The sequence below is a fragment of the Methylomusa anaerophila genome (genome assembly GCF_003966895.1).
Taxonomy (GTDB): Bacteria; Bacillota; Negativicutes; order Sporomusales; family Sporomusaceae; genus Methylomusa; species Methylomusa anaerophila.
Genome location: NZ_AP018449.1, coordinates 4622056 through 4643048, shown reverse-complemented (window position 1 = coordinate 4643048; position 20993 = coordinate 4622056). Strand labels below are relative to the sequence as shown.

Sequence of the window (20993 nt, the reverse complement as noted above, 5' to 3'; positions counted from 1 at the left end):
ACGCCTGGCCGTAACCGCCGTGTCACTCCAGGAACTGAAGGAGAAACTGCAAAGTTATCTGGCGGGCCGGGATAATATCGATGATTTCTACCGGGGGCAGGTTAAGGGCAACAGGGATACATTGGCTGTCATGACAGCAGATGAAGATCTGCAAAAAGCGATCGAAGCCTGGATTGCCAAGGGCAAATACGCCCAGTTTCTTGACCTGTGGGTCAAGGGCCTGTCCTTCGACTGGAACCGGCTCTATCCCGCTGCCAAGCCCCGGCGCATCTCCCTGCCCACCTATCCTTTTGCCAAAGAGCGCCATTGGATCCCGGAGATTGAGACGAAAACAACCCCCATTTCAGCAACAGCCTCCCTCCATCCCCTTGTGCACCAGAATACCTCCGATCTTGCCGAACAAAAGTTCACCTCGAATTTTACCGGCCGGGAGTTTTTCCTGACGGATCATATCGTGAAAGGTGAAAGCATCCTGCCGGGAGTAGCCTACCTGGAGATGGCCAGAGCCGCAGTGGAGCAGGCAGCCAATGCCCTGTATAAAGGACAGACCAGGATAAAACTCAAGAACATCATCTGGGCGCGCCCCATCGCTGTAAGAGACAAATCAGTCCAGGTACACATCGGACTCTATCCTGAAAATGGCCAGATCGCCTACGAGATCTACAGCCGGAACGATAGCAAGGCAGATAATGAAATTAATGTTGAACCGATCGTGCACAGCCAGGGAGTGGCGGTGCTGAGTGCTGCCCAGGAACCTCCGGCCTTAGACCTGAGCGCCCTTAAAACCCAGTGCGCTCAAACCATCATCACTGCCGGCCAGATTTACGAGGCTTACAAAATCATGGGCCTTGACTACGGCCCGGCTCACCAGGGAATCGAGAAGCTGCACGTAGGACAAAATCAGGTATTGGCCAGGCTCATCCTGCCGCCAGCCGTCGCTGCCACCCAGGACCAGTTTATTCTGCACCCCAGCCTGATGGATTCAGCGCTCCAGGCTGCCATCGGCCTGATGATGAGCGCCGGCACGGCCAGTTCCAAGCCAATCTTGCCCTTCGCCCTGGAAGAGTTGGAAATCTTCGGCAGTTGCGCTCCTTTCATGTGGGCGCATGTTCGGCCGAGCGCCGGCGCCGCAGCCGGAGACAAACTACAAAAACTGGATATTGATCTCTATAACGACCAGGGCGATATTTGCGTGTGCATGAAGGCATTCACATCCAGAATCCTGGAGGGCGAATTGGACCGGGCAGGGAAGGCGGCCAGCGGGACGCTGCTGCTTGAGCATTCCTGGCAGGAACAAACCGTTGTCCGGGAAGCCTCAGCCCCTGATTATGCCCGGCACCTGGTAATCCTCTGCGAGACGGACAACCTTTTCCCGGAAAGCATTACCGCGGAGATGAACAAGGCCAACTGCCTGCTTCTAAAGTCGCCGCAGCCGGAGATCGAAGAGCGCTTCCAAACGTATGCCGCCCGGGTATTTGAAGAAATCCAGAGCATTCTCAGGGATAAACCGAAAGAGCAAATACTGATCCAAATCGTGGTTTCCAGCCAGAATGAACAACAACTCTGCACCGGACTTTCCGGCCTGTTAAAAACAGCCCGGCTGGAGAACCCCAAACTTGTGGGACAGTTGATTGCAATAGAGCCGGGACAAGACCCGGCAACAATCATAGAACAACTGCGGGAGAACAGCCGCAGTCCTGAGGATCATCAGGTCCGCTACCAGGACGGCAAACGTTTCGTTGCCGGCCTGAGGGAACTGGAAGCTTCCGCTGAAACCATAGAGATCCCCTGGAAAGACCGGGGCGTTTACCTGATCACCGGCGGCGCCGGCGGTCTGGGACTCCTCTTTGCCCGGGAGATCATCCGGCAAGCCAAGGATACCACCCTGGTCCTCACCGGCCGCTCGCCTTTAGACGAAAACAGGCAGGCCAAGCTGAAAGAACTGGAGGAAGCGGGCGCCCGGATCATTTATCAGCAGGTGGATGTGACCGACAAGGAAGCAGTCAACGGCCTGATTCAGGACATCCAGCGGGAGTCCGGCAGCCTTAACGGCATCATCCATGCCGCCGGCATACTCAAAGACAACTTCATCATCAAGAAAACCGGCGAGGAGTTCCAGGCTGTCCTCGCTCCCAAGGTCACCGGCACGGTCAACCTGGATCAGGCCAGCCAGGACCAGAGACTGGACTTCTTCCTGCTTTTCTCCTCCATATCAGGAAACTTTGGCAATCCGGGGCAGGCCGACTACGCAACAGCCAACGCCTTCATGGACGCCTACGCCGGCTACCGCAACGACCTGGCGGCCTCAGGCCGGCGCTACGGCCGGACACTGTCCGTCAACTGGCCGCTGTGGCAAGAGGGCGGCATGAGCATTGATGAGGAAACGGAAAAGATGATGAGTAAGGATACCGGCATGGTCCCCATGGGGACCCAAACCGGCATCCAGGCCCTCTATCAAGGATTGGCCGCAAGCAAGCCCCAACTGTTGGTGGCGGAAGGAAATTCCGCCCGCATGAGGGAAGTACTGCTGCCGCCGGCAACAGCGGTTGCTCCCCCACCGGAGAAAGTATTGGAAACACCGGCTGGAGTTACGTCTTCCGCCGCAGAAAATATTCCCCTTATGGCCCAAGACTTGCTCAGGGAGAAAGCTACTAATTACTTTAAGCAGTTGCTCTCGTCCATCATCAAAATGCCGCCGTACCGCATCGAAGCGGATGCGCCGATGGAGAAATACGGGATCGACTCGATCATGGTCATGCAACTGACCAATCAATTGGAAAAAATATTTGGCTCCCTGTCCAAGACTCTGTTCTTTGAATACCAGAACATCAGGGATCTGACCGGGTACTTCCTGGAAACCCACCTGGATCGGCTGACGGCGCTGCTGGGAATCGAAGAGAAAGAAGCAGCGACGACACCAACATCCAAGGACTCCAGACCTGCGGCAGAACCTGAAAAGTCACTCCTCAGCAGTAAAAGACGTTCCCGTTTTGCATCTCTGAGTCCGGAAGCCGAACCCCGGCAAGAACAAGCCAAAGGAGCTCCGGATATTGCCATCATCGGCGTTTCCGGACGCTACCCGGGAGCGCGGAACCTCCGGGAGTTCTGGCAAAACCTTAAAGACGGCAAAGACTGCATCACCGAGATCCCCAAAGACCGCTGGGATCACAGCCTGTACTTTGACGCCGACAAGGATAAACCCGGCAAAACCTACAGCAAGTGGGGAGGCTTCATAGAAGGAGTGGATCAATTTGATCCGCTGTTCTTTAACATCTCGCCCCGGGAGGCGGAGATCATGGATCCCCAGGCACGCTTATTCCTGCAATGCGTCTATGAAACCTTGGATGATGCCGGTTATACCCGGGAATCCCTGGGTGCTTACCGCAGCTTCGGCCAGGGCGGCAACGTGGGCGTCTACGTCGGGGTGATGTATGAAGAGTATCAGCTCTACGGCGCCCAGGAACAAATCCAGGGCCGCAATATCGTCCTTGCCGGCAGTCCGTCAGCGATTGCCAACCGCGTTTCTTACTTCTGCAATTTCCATGGCCCCAGCATGGGTTTGGACACCATGTGCTCCTCCTCCTTAACCGCCATTCACCTGGCCTGCCAGAGCCTGCAGCGGGGCGGATGCGAACTGGCCGTCGCCGGCGGCGTCAATGTCTCCGTCCATCCCAACAAATACCTGATGCTCGGCCAGGGCAAGTTTGTCTCCAGCAAGGGCCGCTGCGAAAGCTTCGGCCAGGGAGGCGACGGTTATGTGCCGGGCGAGGGTGTGGGAGCGGTCCTACTCAAGCCCCTCGCCAAGGCGATTGCCGACGGCGATCACATCTATGGCATTATCAAGGCTACCGCCCTCAATCACGGCGGGAAGACCAACGGTTTTACAGTCCCCAACCCCAACGCCCAGGCCAGCGTCATTGGCGAAGCCCTGAAAGAGGCCGGAATCGATCCCCGAGCCATCAGTTATATCGAGGCCCACGGCACCGGGACATCCCTGGGAGATCCCATCGAGATCACCGGCCTGACGAAAGCTTTCCAGGAGTACACCAAGGACAAACAGTACTGCGCCATCGGTTCGGCCAAGTCCAACATCGGGCACTGCGAGAGCGCCGCCGGCATCGCCGGCGTGACCAAGGTGCTGTTGCAGCTGAAACATGGTCAATTGGCGCCGTCTTTGCATTCCGCGACCCTTAACCCCAATATCGACTTTGCCGGCACCCCCTTCATCGTCCAGCAGGAGCTGGCGGAATGGAACCGTCCCCTGCTTGAACTTAACGGTCAGACCAAAGAATACCCCCGGATCGCCGGTATCTCCTCCTTTGGCGCCGGGGGCTCCAATGCCCATGTGGTGATTGAGGAATACATTCCCGATCAGGAAAGGACCCCCATTACCATTACCCCTCAGAATCCGGCCATCATCTTATTATCCGCCAAGAACGAAGAGCGCCTGCAGGAACAAGCCCGGCAGCTCCTGGACGCCATCCGGCCCCGGCAGTTCAGCGATGCCGATTTAGCCGACATCGCCTACACCCTCCAGGTGGGAAGAGAGGCCATGGAGGAGCGCCTGGCGGTGATTACCGCTTCGCTGCCGGAGCTGGAAGAGAAGCTGCAGGGCTACCTGTCAGGCCGGGACGATACCCCCGACCTCTACCGGGGACAGGTCAAGCGCGACAAGGAAAGCATGATTGTCTTTATCGCCGATGAAGATATGGCGAAAATAATTGACGTCTGGGTGGCCAAGGGCAAATACGCCCAGCTTCTCGACCTCTGGGTCAAGGGCTTGGCTTTCGACTGGAACCGGCTCTATTCCGGGACCAAGCCCTGCCGCATTTCCCTGCCTGCTTATCCCTTTGCCAGGGAGCGCTACTGGGTGCCCGAGACCACTGCTGTCTCAGCCGTAACTCTGCCAATAGCCACGGCGTCAATCCATCCCCTTTTGCATCAAAACACTTCTGACTTTTTCGAACAAAGGTTCACCTCGACATTTACCGGCCAGGAGTTCTTCCTGGCGGATCACATAGTAAAAAGCCGGCGCCTCCTGCCGGGAGTGGCCTACCTGGAAATGGCCAGGGCAGCAGTACAACAGGCGGCGGGAGTTCAGCAAGAAGAAAATACCCGGATCCGGCTCCGGAACATCGTCTGGACCCGTCCCGTCGCCGTAGGCGACAGACCAGTCCAGGTACACATCGGACTCTACCCCGAGGAGACCGGGCAGATCGCCTACGAAATCTATAGCCAGCCCGATGAGGCCGGTGATGAACCAATCGTGCACAGCCAGGGAGTGGCGGTGCTGAGTGCGGCCCAGGAGGCTCCGGCCTTAAACCTGTCCGCTCTTACGGCCGCGTGCAGCCAAACCGCTCCGGCCGCGAACCGGTTGTACGAGGCCTTCAAAACCGTAGGTCTGGATTACGGTCCGGCCCACCAGGGGATTGAACAGCTATATATAGGACAAAATCAGGTCCTGGCTAAGCTCACCCTGCCGTCAGCCGTAACAGTCACTCAGGATCAGTTTGTCCTGCACCCCAGCTTGATGGATTCCGCCCTCCAGGCCACAATTGGCTTGCTGATGAGCGCCGATGAAACGGCGCTGGCCGGCGGCGACATCCCGCTCAAGCTGTCGCTGCCCTTCGCTATGGAGGAGCTGGAAGTCTTTGATAGCTGCACCCCGGCCATGTGGGCGCTGATCCGCTACAGCGGCGGCAGCACGCCGGCGGACAGGCTGCAGAAGCTGGATATTGACCTGTGTGACGATCAAGGCCGCGTTTGCGTGCGCATGAAGGCATTTACCACCAGAATCCTGGAAGGCGAACCGGGCGCCGAAACCATTGGTACGCTGCTGCTCCAGCCTTCATGGAAGGAACAAACCGTTGCCCGGGAAGCCTCAGTTCCTGATTATGCCCGGCACCTGGTAATCCTCTGCGATACGGACAGTCTTTCCCCGGAAAGCATTACCGCTGAGATGAAGGCAAACTGTCTCCTGCTAGAATCGCCGCAGCCGGAGATCGCAGAGCGCTTCCAAAGCTATGCCGCCCGGGTATTGGAAGAAATCCAGAGCATTCTCAGGGATAAACCGAAAGAGCAGGTACTGATCCAGATTGTGGTTTCCAGCCAGAATGAACAACAACTCTGCACCGGACTTTCCGGTCTGTTAAAAACAGCCCGGCTGGAGAACCCCAAACTTGTGGGGCAGTTGATTGCAATAGAGCCGGAGTTAGACACCAATACAATCATCGCCAGACTGCAGGAAAACAGCCGCAGTCCTGAGGATCATCAGGTCCGCTACCAGGACGGCAAACGTTTCGTTGCCGGCCTGAGGGAACTGGAAGCTTCCGCTGAAACCATAGAGATCCCCTGGAAAGACCGGGGTGTTTACCTGATCACCGGCGGCGCCGGCGGTCTGGGACTCCTCTTTGCCCGGGAGATCATCCGGCAAGCCAAGGATACCACCCTGGTCCTCACCGGCCGCTCACCTTTAGACGAAAACAAACAGGCCAGGCTGAAAGAACTGGAGGAAGCGGGCGCCCGGATCATTTATCAGCAGGTGGATGTGACCGACAAGGAAGCAGTCAACGGCCTGATTCAGGACATCCAGCGGGAGTCCGGCAGCCTCAACGGCATCATCCATGCCGCCGGGGTGATTAAAGACAGCTTCATTATCAAGAAGACCAGCGAGGAATTCCTGACAGTCCTCGCTCCCAAGGTTAGCGGACTGGTCAACCTGGATCAGGCCAGCCAGGACCAGAGACTGGACTTCTTCCTGCTCTTCTCCTCGATGGCAGGAAGCTTTGGCAACCCGGGGCAGGCCGACTACGCAACAGCCAACGCCTTTATGGACGCCTACGCCGGCTACCGCCACGATCTGGCAGCTTCAGGCCGGCGCCACGGCCGAACACTGTCCGTCAACTGGCCGCTGTGGCAAGAGGGCGGCATGAGCGTGGATCAAGAGACCGAGCGGATGATGCAGCAAATCATGGGTATAATTCCCCTGCAAACCGAGTCCGGCATCCAGGCTCTCTACCGGGGATTGGCCTCCGGACAGGCCCGGGTGCTGGTGCTGGAAGGCAATCCGGTACAAATGAAGCAAAAACTGCTGGCGATAACTCCGGCCACTCCCCAATCCGACGGCCTGCCCAGGGAGACTTTTAAAACAACGGAGGCAACCTCTCCCGCCGAAGAAAGCAAGGCAGAGCCGGCAATTGCCCAAGACCAGCTAAAGGAGAAAGCGGAAAACTACTTCAAAAAGTTGCTCTCAACTGTCCTCAAACTACCGGCGCACCGTATCGAAGCCGATGCCCCGCTGGAAAAGTATGGAATAGATTCAGTCATGGTCATGCAGCTGACCAACGAATTAGAAGCGAGCTTCGGCTTACTGTCCAAAACCCTGTTCTTTGAATACCAGAGCATCAAAGAACTTACCGGCTACTTCCTGGAATCCTATCGCGGCCAACTGACCGGCTTATTGGGAATCGAGGAGACAGCGGCCAATGCCGAGCGCGCCGGCGATTCCATACCGGCGGCAAAACCGGTGAAGCCGGTATTCAGCAGTAAAAGGCGTTCCCGTTTTGCGTCTCTGCCCGTAGAATCCCAGCCGGAAAAAGAGAAAAGAACCCTGGATATCGCCGTCATCGGCGTTTCCGGACGCTATCCCGGAGCGCGAAACCTCCAGGCGTTCTGGCAAAACCTCAAAGACGGCAAAGACTGCATCACCGAGGTTCCCAAAGACCGCTGGGATCACAGCCTGTACTTCGACGCCGACAAGGATAAACCCGGCAAAACCTACAGCAAGTGGGGAGGCTTCATAGAAGGAGTGGATCAATTTGATCCGCTGTTCTTTAACATCTCGCCCCGGGAGGCGGAGATCATAGATCCCCAGGAGCGTTTATTCCTGCAATGCGTCTATGAAACCTTGGAGGATGCCGGCTATACCCGGGAATCCCTCGGGTCGTACCGGAGCTTAAGTCTGGAAGGCAACGTGGGCGTTTATGTCGGGGTGATGTATGAAGAGTATCAGCTCTACGGCGCCCAGGAACAAACCCAGGGCCGCAATATCGCTCTTGCCGGCAGTCCGTCTTCGATTGCCAACCGGGTCTCTTACTTCTGTAATTTCCATGGTCCCAGCATGGGTCTGGACACCATGTGCTCCTCCTCTTTAACCGCAATTCACCTGGCCTGCCAGAGCCTGCAGCGGGGTGGCTGCGAACTGGCCGTCGCCGGCGGCGTCAATGTCTCCGTCCATCCCAACAAATACCTGATGCTCGGCCAGGGCAAGTTTGTCTCCAGCAAGGGCCGCTGCGAAAGCTTCGGCCAAGGAGGCGACGGCTATGTACCAGGCGAGGGCGTAGGAGCGGTCCTGCTCAAGCCCCTCGCCAAGGCGATCGCTGACGGCGATCACATCTATGGCATTATCAAGGCTACCGCCCTCAATCACGGCGGGAAGACCAACGGCTATACGGTTCCCAACCCCAACGCCCAGGCCGGCGTCATTGGCGAAGCCCTGAAAGAGGCCGGAATCGATCCCCGAGCCATCAGCTATATCGAGGCCCACGGCACCGGGACATCCCTGGGAGATCCCATCGAAATCACCGGCCTGACAAAAGCTTTCCAGGAGTACACCAAGGACAAACAGTACTGCGCCATCGGTTCGGCCAAGTCCAACATCGGGCACTGCGAGAGCGCCGCCGGCATCGCCGGCGTGACCAAGGTGCTGTTGCAGCTGAAACATGGTCAACTGGCGCCGTCTTTGCATTCCGCGACCCTTAACCCCAATATCGACTTTGCCGGCACCCCCTTCATCGTCCAGCAGGAGCTGGCGGAATGGAACCGTCCCCTGCTTGAACTTAACGGTCAGACCAAAGAATACCCCCGGATCGCCGGTATCTCCTCCTTTGGCGCCGGGGGCTCCAATGCCCATGTGGTGATTGAGGAATACATTCCCGATCAGGAAAGGACCCCCATTACCATTACCCCTCAGAATCCGGCCATCATCTTATTATCCGCCAAGAACGAAGAGCGCCTGCGGGAACAAGCCCGGCAGTTCCTGGACGCCATTCAGGCCCGGCAGTTCAGCGATGCCGATTTAGCCGACATCGCCTACACCCTCCAGGTGGGAAGAGAGGCCATGGAGGAGCGCCTGGCGGTGATTACCGCTTCGCTGCCGGAGCTGGAAGAGAAGCTGCAGGGCTACCTGTCAGGCCGGGACGACACCCCTGACCTCTACCGGGGACAGGTCAAGCGCGACAAGGAAAACATGATTGTCTTTACCGCCGATGAAGATATGGCGAAAACAATTGACGTCTGGGTGGCCAAGGGCAAATACGCCCAGCTTCTCGACCTCTGGGTCAAGGGCCTGGCTTTCGACTGGAATAAACTCTATTCCGGGACCAAGCCCCGGCGCATTTCTCTGCCTACCTATCCTTTTGCCAGGGAGCGCTACTGGGTGCCCGCAAGCGAGGCCAAAACCACCGCTACCTTAATCGATGCGGCATCCATCCATCCCCTTTTGCACCAGAACACATCGGACCTGCTCGAACAGAGATTTACCTCGACATTTACCGGCCAGGAGTTCTTCCTCAAAGATCACCGGGTGAAAGGCCGCAGTGTTTTGCCGGGAGTGGCCTACCTGGAAATGGCCTGGGCAGCTATGGGGCAGGCCGCCGCATCCCTGCAAGAAGAAAATACCCGGATCCGGCTCCGGAACATCGTCTGGACCCGTCCCGTCACCGTAGAAGACAGACCGGTCCAGGTACACATCGGCCTTTACCCCGAGGAGACCGGCCAGATTGCCTACGAAATCTACAGCCAGCCTGATGAGGCCGGTGATGAACCCATCGTGCACAGCCAGGGAGTGGCGGTGCTGAGTGCGGCCCAGGAGGCTCCGGCTCTAAACCTGTCTGCTCTTACAGCCGCGTGCAGCCAAACCGCTCCGGCCGCGAACGGGTTGTACGAGGCCTTCAAAACCGCAGGTCTGGATTACGGCCCGGCCCACCAGGGAATTGAACAACTGTATATAGGACAAAACCAGGTCCTGGCTAAGCTCACCCTGCCGTCAGCCGTAACAGCCACTCAGGATCAGTTCGTCCTGCACCCTAGCCTGATGGACTCTGCCCTCCAGGCCTCCATTGGCTTGCTGATGAGCGCCGATGAAACGGCGCTGTCCGGCGGCGGCATCCCGCTCAAGCTGTCGCTGCCCTTCGCCATGGAAGAGCTGGAAGTATTTGATAGCTGCACCCCGGCCATGTGGGCGCTGATCCGCTACAGCGACGGCAGCACGCCGGCGGACAGGCTGCAGAAGCTGGATATCGACCTGTGTGACGATCAAGGCCGCGTTTGCGTGCGCATGAAGGCATTTACCACCAGAATCCTGGAAGGCGAACCGGGCGCCGAACCCAGCGGGACGCTGCTGCTCCAGCCCTTCTGGAAGGAACAAGCCGTTGCCCAGGAAAATTTCGCCCCTGATTATGCCCAGCACCTGGTAATCCTCTGCGAGCGGGATAACATCTCCCCTGAAGATATTACCGCCCAGGTAAACAAAGGGCGCTGTCTGGCTCTAGAATCGCCGCAGCCAGAGATCGAAGAGCGCTTCCAAACGTATGCCGCCCGGGTATTTGAAGAAATCCAGAGCATTCTCAGGGATAAACCGAAAGAGCAAATACTGATCCAAATCGTGGTTTCCAGCCAGAATGAACAACAACTCTGCACCGGACTTTCCGGCCTGTTAAAAACAGCCCGGCTGGAGAACCCCAAACTTGTGGGACAGTTGATTGCAATAGAGCCGGGACAAGACCCGGCAACAATCATAGAACAACTGCGGGAGAACAGCCGCAGTCCTGAGGATCATCAGGTCCGCTACCAGGACGGCAAACGTTTCGTTGCCGGCCTGAGGGAACTGGAAGCTTCCGCTGAAACCATAGAGATCCCCTGGAAAGACCGGGGCGTTTACCTGATCACCGGCGGCGCCGGCGGTCTGGGACTCCTCTTTGCCCGGGAGATCATCCGGCAAGCCAAGGATACCACCCTGGTCCTCACCGGCCGCTCGCCTTTAGACGAAAACAGGCAGGCCAAGCTGAAAGAACTGGAGGAAGCGGGCGCCCGGATCATTTATCAGCAGGTGGATGTGACCGACAAGGAAGCAGTCAACGGCCTGATTCAGGACATCCAGCGGGAGTCCGGCAGCCTTAACGGCATCATCCATGCCGCCGGCATACTCAAAGACAACTTCATCATCAAGAAAACCGGCGAGGAGTTCCAGGCTGTCCTCGCTCCCAAGGTCACCGGCACGGTCAACCTGGATCAGGCCAGCCAGGACCAGAGACTGGACTTCTTCCTGCTTTTCTCCTCCATATCAGGAAACTTTGGCAATCCGGGGCAGGCCGACTACGCGACAGCCAACGCCTTCATGGACGCCTACGCCGGCTACCGCAACGACCTGGCGGCCTCAGGCCGGCGCCACGGCCGGACGCTGTCCGTCAACTGGCCGTTGTGGCAAGAGGGAGGAATGAACATCGATAAAGAGACGGCGAGGATGTTGGGAGAGGATACCGGCATGATCCCCATGCAAACCGACTCCGGCATCCAGGCCTTCTATCAGGGTTTAGCCTCCGGACAGGCCCAGGTGCTGGCAGTGGAAGGCTATCCTCAACGGCTCCAGTCAACTTTCCTGAAACGGCGGCAATTGAACCAGGAAACTCTTAAAGCACCTTCTCCCGGCGAAGTAAGCATAACAGCGCCAACGGGTGACCAAGACTGGCTAAAGGAGAAAGCGGAAAACTATTTTAAAAAGCTGCTCTCAGCCATTATCAAACTCCCGGCCCACCGTATTGAAGGGGATACGCCGCTGGAGAAATACGGCATCGACTCCGTCATGGTTATGCAACTGACCAACCAATTAGAAAAAATATTTGGCTCCCTGCCCAAAACGCTGTTCTTTGAATACCAGAACATCAGGGAACTGACCGGCTACTTCCTGGAAAGCTATCGGAACCAGCTGACCGCATTATTGGGGATTGAGGCGACGGCAGCCGCCACCGCCAAGGGCGCCGAAAACGCCGTAACTGCGATAGGTCATGGAAAGCCGGCCTTCAGCAGCAGAAAAAGGTCCCGTTTTGCGTCTGACCGGACGGAAGCCCAGCCGGCTAAAGAAAAAGGCGCCTTGGATATCGCCGTTATCGGCCTGTCCGGACGTTATCCCGGAGCAAGAGACGTGGAGGAATTCTGGCAAAATCTCAAAGACGGCAAGGATTGCATCACCGAGATCCCCAAAGACCGCTGGGATTATAATTTGTACTTTGATGAAGAGAAGGGCAAACCCGGAAAAGCCTACAGCAAGTGGGGCGGGTTCCTGGAAGGCGTGGATCGATTTGATCCCCTGTTCTTCAACATCTCGCCCCGCGAGGCGGAGATCATGGATCCCCAGGAGCGGTTATTCCTGCAATGCGTTTATGAAACCCTGGAAGACGCCGGCTATACCCGGGAAGTCCTTGGCTCGTACCAAAGCTTCGGTCTGGAAGGAAACGTCGGGGTCTACGTGGGGGTAATGTACGAAGAATATCAGCTTTACGGCGCCCAGGAGCAAATCCAGGGCCGGCCGATTGCCCTTGCCGGCAATGCGGCATCAATCGCCAATCGCGTCTCCTACTTCTGCAATTTCCATGGCCCCAGTATGGGTCTGGATACCATGTGCTCCTCATCCCTGACCGCCATTCACCTGGCCTGCCAGAGCCTGCAGCGGGGCGGCTGCGAACTGGCCGTCGCCGGTGGCGTCAACCTCTCCCTTCACCCCAACAAATACCTGATACTCAGTCAAGGCAAGTTCGTCTCCAGCAAGGGCCGCTGCGAAAGCTTCGGCCAGGGAGGCGACGGCTATGTGCCGGGAGAAGGCGTGGGGGCAGTCCTGCTCAAACCCCTCTCCCGGGCGATCGCCGACGGCGATCACATCTATGGCGTTATCAAGGCGACCGCCATCAATCACGGCGGGAAGACCAACGGCTATACGGTTCCCAACCCCAATGCCCAGAGCAGCGTCATTAAAGCAGCACTGACAGAGGCCGGAATTGATCCCAGGCTGATCAGCTACATCGAAGCCCACGGCACCGGGACTTCCCTGGGAGATCCCATCGAGATCGCCGGACTGACGAAAGCCTTCCAGGAATACACGAAGGATAAACAGTACTGCGCCATCGGCTCAGCCAAATCCAACATCGGACACTGCGAGAGCGCCGCCGGCATTGCCGCAGTGACTAAGGTATTATTGCAGCTGAAACATCGCCAACTGGCGCCGTCCCTGCATTCCGCAACCCTTAACCCCAATATCGACTTTGCCGGTACTCCCTTTACCGTCCAGCAGGAACTGGCGGAATGGAAACGGCCGGTGGTCACGATTAACGGCCAGACCCGGGAATATTCCAGAATTGCCGGTATCTCCGCCTTCGGCGCCGGCGGCGCCAATGCCCATGTGGTGATCGAGGAATATATTCCCGCGGGGGAAAGAACCCTCATCGCCTTCACCCACGAGAAACCGGCCATTATTGTATTGTCCGCCAAGAACGAAGAGCGCCTGCGGGAACAGGCACAGCAGTTCCTGACCGCCGTCCAGACCCGGCCATTCGCCGATGCCGACTTAGCCGATATCGCTTACACCCTTCAGACAGGACGGGAAGCCATGGAGGCAAGGCTGGCCATAACCGCAGTGTCGCTTCAGGAACTTAAAGGTAAACTGCAAGACTACCTCAATGGTGAGGACAATATCGACGATCTTTACCAGGGACAGGCCAAACGCAATAGTGAGACCCTGGCCGTCTTCGCTGCCGATGAGGATATGACTCACATAATTGATGTCTGGATAGCCAAGGGCAAGTATGCCAAATTCCTTGACCTCTGGGTCAAAGGTCTGGCCTTCGACTGGAACAAGCTCTATCCCGGCGCCAAGCCCCGCCGCATCTCGCTGCCTACCTATCCTTTCGCCAAAGAACGCTGTTGGGCGCCTGAGATCAAATACGATGACAGCCGGAAAAGTCCAGTCCGGGCAGAATACAGTCAGCCGGTAAAGACCGAAAAAGCCATACTTACCAAAGAATGGAAGAAGAGCGCCGCCGATACTAAGGATGCCGTACAAGCAGGGGTAATCGTTGTTTTAGGAACACCGGCAACAACCGGCCTTGCCTATGCATTGTTTAAAGAGGCCGAAACGGTGCAAGTGTTGACGGCTATTCACGGTGAAGCCGGTTCGTCCGCGGAAATAGCCACCGATTTTTATTCCGCCGCGGCCGGTGAATCCCTTTATAAACAGATTAAAGACCGGCAAAACGGCAATAGATTGCTTGGCGTCATCGATATTACAGCTTATGACGGCGACTACGAACAGTCCCTAAATGTGGAATGCGGGAAAATAGCCTTCCTGCAAAAACTGATCGAGTACGACAGAAGTGAAGGCTACCAGCTTTTGCAGGCCACACATCAACTGCAAGCCTTGCAATCAGCCAAAACAACCATGCAAGGCTCCCGCACGGCAGGATTGTATCGCATGTTGGGCGCTGAGTATAAGCAGATTCAATCCATGACCATGGACAGCGATTGTCCGTTGCCAGACCATGAAGTTTTGGCAAAACAAATCCAGTCAGAATTTTTGAATACCGGTAAAGAAAATCTCACGGAATGCTGTTACCGGAACAATGAACGATATGAACCCTGCCTGACGCTGTCCCAGGCTGATGATGAGATACGGGAGAAACTTCATATTCCCGAAAACTACAGCAAAGATGACGTTATTCTAATCACCGGCGGATCACGGGGGATTGGCGCAGCCGTTGCGGCGCATGTCGTATCCCGGGGAGCAGAAAATCTGGCCATCATGGGGAGAGAAGCCCTGCCGGAACCATCCCAGTGGGAAAAAATAATAGCCAGCAAGGAAAAACCCGAGCTTGAAGAAAAGCTTAGGATTATGCAATCCCTCATTGATCGCGGCGCCAGAATTCGTTATTATAATACTCCCCTAACCGATGAAGAAGGAATAAAAACCATAGCGCAGGCTATCCGCCAGGATTTAGGGCCAATCACCGGTGTGTTCCACTGTGCAGGCTTAGTGAGCAAAAACCCGGCTTTCTTCAAAAAGCCGCTACCGGATTTCGCCGCCGTCTGTGAGCCGAAAATGACCGGGCTGGTGAACCTGCACCGGGCTCTGCTTCAGGAACCCCTGAGATTCTTCATTCTGTTCTCGTCCATATCAAGCATTGCGCCAACACTGTCAACAGGCCAAAGTGATTATGCCATGGCCAATGCCTATATGGATTATTACGCCCAGAACCAAGCGGGAGAAGGAAAGACCTACATTAAATCCATTCAATGGCCGGCCTGGGGTGAAACGGGCATGGCCACGGGCGGGATGCGCACCCCCGCATATGTGGAGACCGGTCTTATATCCCTGAAAACAGCGGATGGATTGGCGTTCCTGGATATCATCCGGAAGACGCCGCATATCGTCAGCCTGCCCTGCGTGGTGGTTCCGGGTGAGTTTACCCCTGAGCGCCTGCTGAAAATCATACCGGGTAAAAAAGAACCGGGACAGTCAGCAAGACCAACGCCGGGAGTGACGCCGGCGTCACCGCCGGATTTAAGAACCTCGGTCCTGGGGTGGATAAAACAAGTTATTAGTTCAGAATTAAAATTAACTCTTGCCCAATTGGATGATGACAAACCATTTAATGAATACGGGGTTGAATCTATTATTCTGGCGCAGTTGACGCAGCTTTTGCAGGCGAGGGTTGGCCAAACCCTTGATCCCTCGCTGCTCCTGGAACACAGTACCATAACCGCGCTGACGGATTATTTCCTGGCCAATCATGCCGAAGTTTTACAGGCAAGTCTTAAACCCGAAACAAGCATAACCGCTGAAATTTCTTTTGCCGCTGCAAGCATGTCCGGCAGGAATGAATCCTTCCAGACAATAAACACGGCCCTTCGTTCCGGCGGGCCAGCGGAAGACATTGCTGTAGTGGGGATATCAAGCCGGTTTCCGGGTTCACCCACCAAAGAGGCCTACTGGGAGCTGTTGACAAAGGGAGTATCCGCCATCAGACCGGTAGCGAAGCAGCGCTGGACCCCCAAGGATAACCGCCCGGACTTTGGCGGCTGGATAGAAGATATTGAGCTTTTTGATCCCAAATACTTTAATATCAATGAGCAGGACGCGGCGGTCATGGATCCGCAGGCCCGCCTAATCCTGGAAGAAAGCCTGCGGGCGATTTATGACGCAGGGTATGAGCGTAAACAATTAACGGGACAGAAGATCGGGGTCTATATCGGCGGCCGTTCCCAGGCCAATATAAATATCAGCGACGTTTTAAAGGCTCCCAACCCTATTTTGGGAATCGGCCAAAATTATCTGGCGACAAATATTTCCAGGTGCTTCAATCTTAAAGGCCCGAGCCTGGTGGTTGATACCGCTTGCTCATCCGGAATTACCAGTATGTTGTTCGCCGCTGATTCCCTGCGGGAAAGAAGAATTGATATGGCCCTGGTCGGCGCGGTAAATGTATTGGTGAGTCCCTATACCCATGATCTGTTTGCCGCCCGCAATATTTTAAGCAAGAACGGCGAGTTTCATATCTTTGACAAACGTTCCGGCGGCGAAGTATTAGGCGAAGGAGCCGGTGTTGTGATTCTGAAGCGGCTCAGTGACGCCGTCAAGGACGGAAATCACATCTACGGCATTATCAAAGCCATAGCGGTGAATAATGACGGGCAAACTCTCGGCCCCGGGTCACCGAATCTCAATGCCCAGAAAGAAGTGATACGGGATGCATTTGCTATAAGCGGCAAACAACCGGAAGAGATCGGGTATATCGAGGTCAACGGCGGCGGTTCCCCGGTAGTTGATTCCATTGAGATCAAAGCCTTGTCCGATGTCTATAAGCTTAGCGACAAATCACTGTCCCAATGTTTTATCGGGTCCGTTAAGCCCAATATCGGACATCTGCTGTTGACGTCAGGGCTGGCAGGATTTATCCGTTGTGTGTTGAGCGTGCATCACAAACAGATTCCGCCCTTTTTATCCGCCTCGGATCCATTTACTTATTATGATTTTTCCTCATCACGGATTGAATTTAACCGCACAACCATCGATTGGCAGGCGGAACCGGGCAGGAAACGCCTTGCCGCTCAGAATTCCTTTCCTGACGGCGGCACCAACTGCCATGTTCTGATCGAAGAGTTTGTGCCTGATGAAAGCTATCAACAACGGTTTTATCCGCAGGAAGTCCCTAATATGGCGAGAAAACGCTTTCCTTTACCACGGAAACTTTCCTCGGTTATTGAGGAGCCGGAAGACCACATAAGAATAGAAGCGCATGATGAAAAAGATAAAAAACAATCAAAGGGGAAGATGAAGCAGCCTAATCGTGTGGCAAAAACAAGCTTATGGGGGGAATATCATGAAATATAGCTTAACCATGACCACAGAACATCCGATAATTAACGGCCACATGGTTTATGAGCAAAATTTGCTGCCGGGCCTGGCTTATATTGACGTTCTGTATCAACTGGCGCAAGAAGGCATGGGATTGGATTATCGGCAGCACTGCCTGAAGCGTTTGTCTATTTACAATCCCTTGATCGTGGCCGAAGACCGGCCGGTAAAGCTGGAAATCCTGTTTGATAAGGTAACGGATTATTGGAAAATTACCGTTGAGGGTACGGAAACAGACGCCCATGGCAATCCATTACCGTCAAAGCAAAAATTGTACATTACGGCGGAATTGCATGAAGAAACAATAATATTTGATGAACAAATTGATACGGAAGCCATGAAACAGGCCGCCGCCCAGCCCGTGGATATGGAAATGGTGTATGCCAAAGCCGGAACACAGGGATTGGTTCATCAGGGGATGATTAAGGCCAAAGGAAATATGTATCCGGCGGATGCCGGTTGTTTGATCGAACTGCGGATAGATGATGCCTACCATGATGAAGCAACCGAAATTCTTTTTCATCCCACCCTTATCGACGGCGCCGCAATGGCAACGGGATTTTTAGAGGGCAAAGACGATACCGGGAACGGGGAAGAGCTGTACATTCCCTTATATTACGAATCATTCTCCTGCAGCGAACCCCTGCAAACCCATTGTTACGCCAGGGTAAGCCCAACTTCGCTCCGCACGGTTAATGATGTTCGCACCATAGATATCGCCTTCTTTAATACCGCCGGGAAACAGGTTGCGCAGTTAAACGGAATAACGGCAAAACGGATACGGTTTAAGGAACAGATCAACCCCGGCTTCAAAAAAGAAACCGTTTCAGCCGCTATCCAGGGAAGTTTAGGTTCCGAACCTTCCCAATACCAGTTGGAGACAACCGCAACGCATATAGAAAGCCTTTTACGGAAGATATTTTCCCGGCGCCTCAATCAGGCGCCCTCTCAGATCGACATAAATGCCGGTTTCTTTGAATTGGGCCTGGAATCATCCCAGTTATTGGCGATAGTGAATGATATTGAAAACTCCCTGAACGTATCTCTAAGTCCGACGTTGTTGTTTGAAAATAATAACATCCGGGAAATAGTTGATTACTTGAAAGCAAAAAAGAAAGAAAACGGCGATTCTCTTTCCGCGATTACTCCTGTTGAAACTTTCACCAATCATGCCAGGTCTGCCCAAGAAACCCCGGATATTGCCGTCATCGGCCTGGCCGGGCGCTATCCCGGGGCAAGAAACATTCAGGAGTTTTGGCAAAACCTCAAAGCGGGCAGGGATTGCATTACGGAGATTCCCAAGGACCGCTGGGACTACAATTTGTACTTCGACGAAGATAAGGACAAGGCGGGAAAAACTTACTGCAAGTGGGGCGGCTTTTTAGAAGACGTGGATCAGTTTGATCCCCTGTTCTTCAATATCTCACCGCGGGAAGCGGAAATCATGGATCCCATGGACCGTCTTTTCTTGGAAACTGTTTGGAATTTGCTGGAAAACACCGGCTATACGCAAGAAACCCTGCACCGCCAATACCAGTCCAGGATCGGGGTTTATGTCGGCGCAATGTATCAACAATATCATTACTATAATTCAGATACCGTTAAAGAATCGGCGATTTCCATATCTTCCTACAGCTCTATTGCCAACCGGGTTTCTTACTTTTTTAACCTTCAGGGCCCCAGTGTGGCAATTGATACCGCCTGTTCATCCTCGGCTATCGCCATTCATATGGCCTGTGAAAGCCTGACGAAAGGAGATTGCCAGCTGGCAATTGCCGGGGGGGTAAATCTTTCGATTCATCCCAATAAGTACCTGGGATTGAGCTTGATGCAACTCCTTGGCAGCCATCCCGACAGCAGGAGCTTTGGCAACGGGGATGGATTTCTTCCGGCCGAAGGCGTGGGCGCCGTATTGTTAAAACCGCTGGCAAAAGCAATCCGAGATGGGGACCCCATCCTGGCCGTAATTAAATCGACAGCGACCAATCATGGCGGACGAACCAGTGGATTTTCCGTTCCTAATCCCAATGCCCAAGCCCGGTTAATCGAAGATAATTTTCTAAAATCCGGTATTGATCCCCGGACCATCAGTTATGTTGAAGCAGCCGCCAGTGGCACCGTTTTAGGAGATCCGATTGAAATCACCGGCTTGAATAAAGCCTTTCAAAAATTTACAAGGGATCAACAGTTTTGTGCCATCGGGTCGGTAAAATCCAATATTGGCCACGCCGAAGCAGCTTCAGGAATTTCCCAGCTTACCAAAGTTATTTTACAGTTGCAGCATCAACAACTGGTTCCTTCGATCAAAGCAGAACCACTGAATCCCGGGATAAATTTCAACAACAGCCCCTTTTACCTGCAGCGGGAGCTTCAGGAATGGAAACGGCCTGTGGTCAGGAACAACGGAGATGAACGGGAGTTTCCCCGGCGCGCCACGGTAAGTTCCTTTGGGGCCGGGGGATCCAACGCGCATTTAATTATTGAAGAATATATCCCTTCACAGGCAGAGCCCACTCCTATACCTTGTTCCCCAGGCTCACCTCAGTCACCTCAGTCACCTCAGATTGTGGTCTTTTCGGCAAAAAACCCGGACCAATTGGCGGCAGTAATCCAACAAATACTTGATTTCATAGAAATTGAAAAGGACATCAAGGATGTCAAGGAGATTTCTTTAGCGGATTTAGCTTATACACTCCAGGTAGGGCGGGAAGCCATGGAGTTTCGCCTGGCAATGGTAGGCAGCAACAAGGAAGAGCTGATCCAGGGCATGAAAGAATATCTGAACAACGAGGGGGAAACCTCCATACCTGCCTTTACCGGGGACCAGGAAGGAGATCACTCGAAAATTAGAAGTCTGCTTTCCGGCAAGGCGGAGCAAGCTGTTTTGCAAGTTTTTCTGGCCGAGCAGGATTTTGAAAAAATTGCTCTGTATTGGACGCAGGGCGGCAGGATTTCCTGGGAGTTGCTGCATGAAGGTCAAAAAGTCCGGATTATACCTTTGCCTACTTATCCTTTTGCCAGGGAACGCTACTGGATTTCAGAACAGGGCGAGGAGCTTCAGCCGTCAGCTTTTATACAACCCGTTACGGACCAGGAGCAGCAGTTGGCAGCTGAGCCCGGCAAACCAACCCAGGAAAGTATTCAGGATTACATTGTGCAATTTTTGTCGCGGGAACTACGTCTTCCCCGGGACCAAATCAAGGTAAATAAAAATCTCCAGAACTACGGCGTAGATTCAATTGTTGGCATGAAACTCATGCGTGATTTTGAAACGCGTTTTAACATTAAAATTACGGGACGGGAAATGCTGGAGCATCAAACAATTAAATCTTTATCGGCTCATCTGGCTTTAAAACTTGAAGGGCTGAACAGCCAGGATATTCAGGATATTGTTGCAGGCGACAGCTTAACGGCAAAATCCCAGCCCGGCGAGTTGCCCGTCAATGATCCTGAAATTGAAGCTTTAGAAAAATTTAAGCAAGGGGAACTAACCCTTGAGGAAATAGAGAGCCTGTTAGATAAAGGAGTGATATAG

At 54.6% G+C, this 20993-nt stretch carries 2 protein-coding genes (1 of these 2 running past the window's edge); both read left to right on the top strand.

Annotated features, from left to right (window positions below; all coding sequences use genetic code 11):
- Window positions 1–17434 carry the 3' portion of an SDR family NAD(P)-dependent oxidoreductase gene (locus MAMMFC1_RS22530; protein WP_126310275.1) on the top strand. Its footprint begins 10160 nt before the window's first position, so 17434 of the gene's 27594 nt are visible here — the last part of the coding sequence; its start codon lies beyond the left edge, outside the window; it ends in the stop codon at window positions 17432–17434.
- Window positions 17424–20993 carry a beta-ketoacyl synthase N-terminal-like domain-containing protein gene (locus MAMMFC1_RS20625; protein ID WP_126310274.1) on the top strand — a complete coding sequence of 1190 codons (3570 nt, stop codon included), beginning with the start codon at window positions 17424–17426 and terminating at the stop codon, window positions 20991–20993. Before MAMMFC1_RS22530 ends, MAMMFC1_RS20625 begins: the two co-directional genes overlap by 11 nt.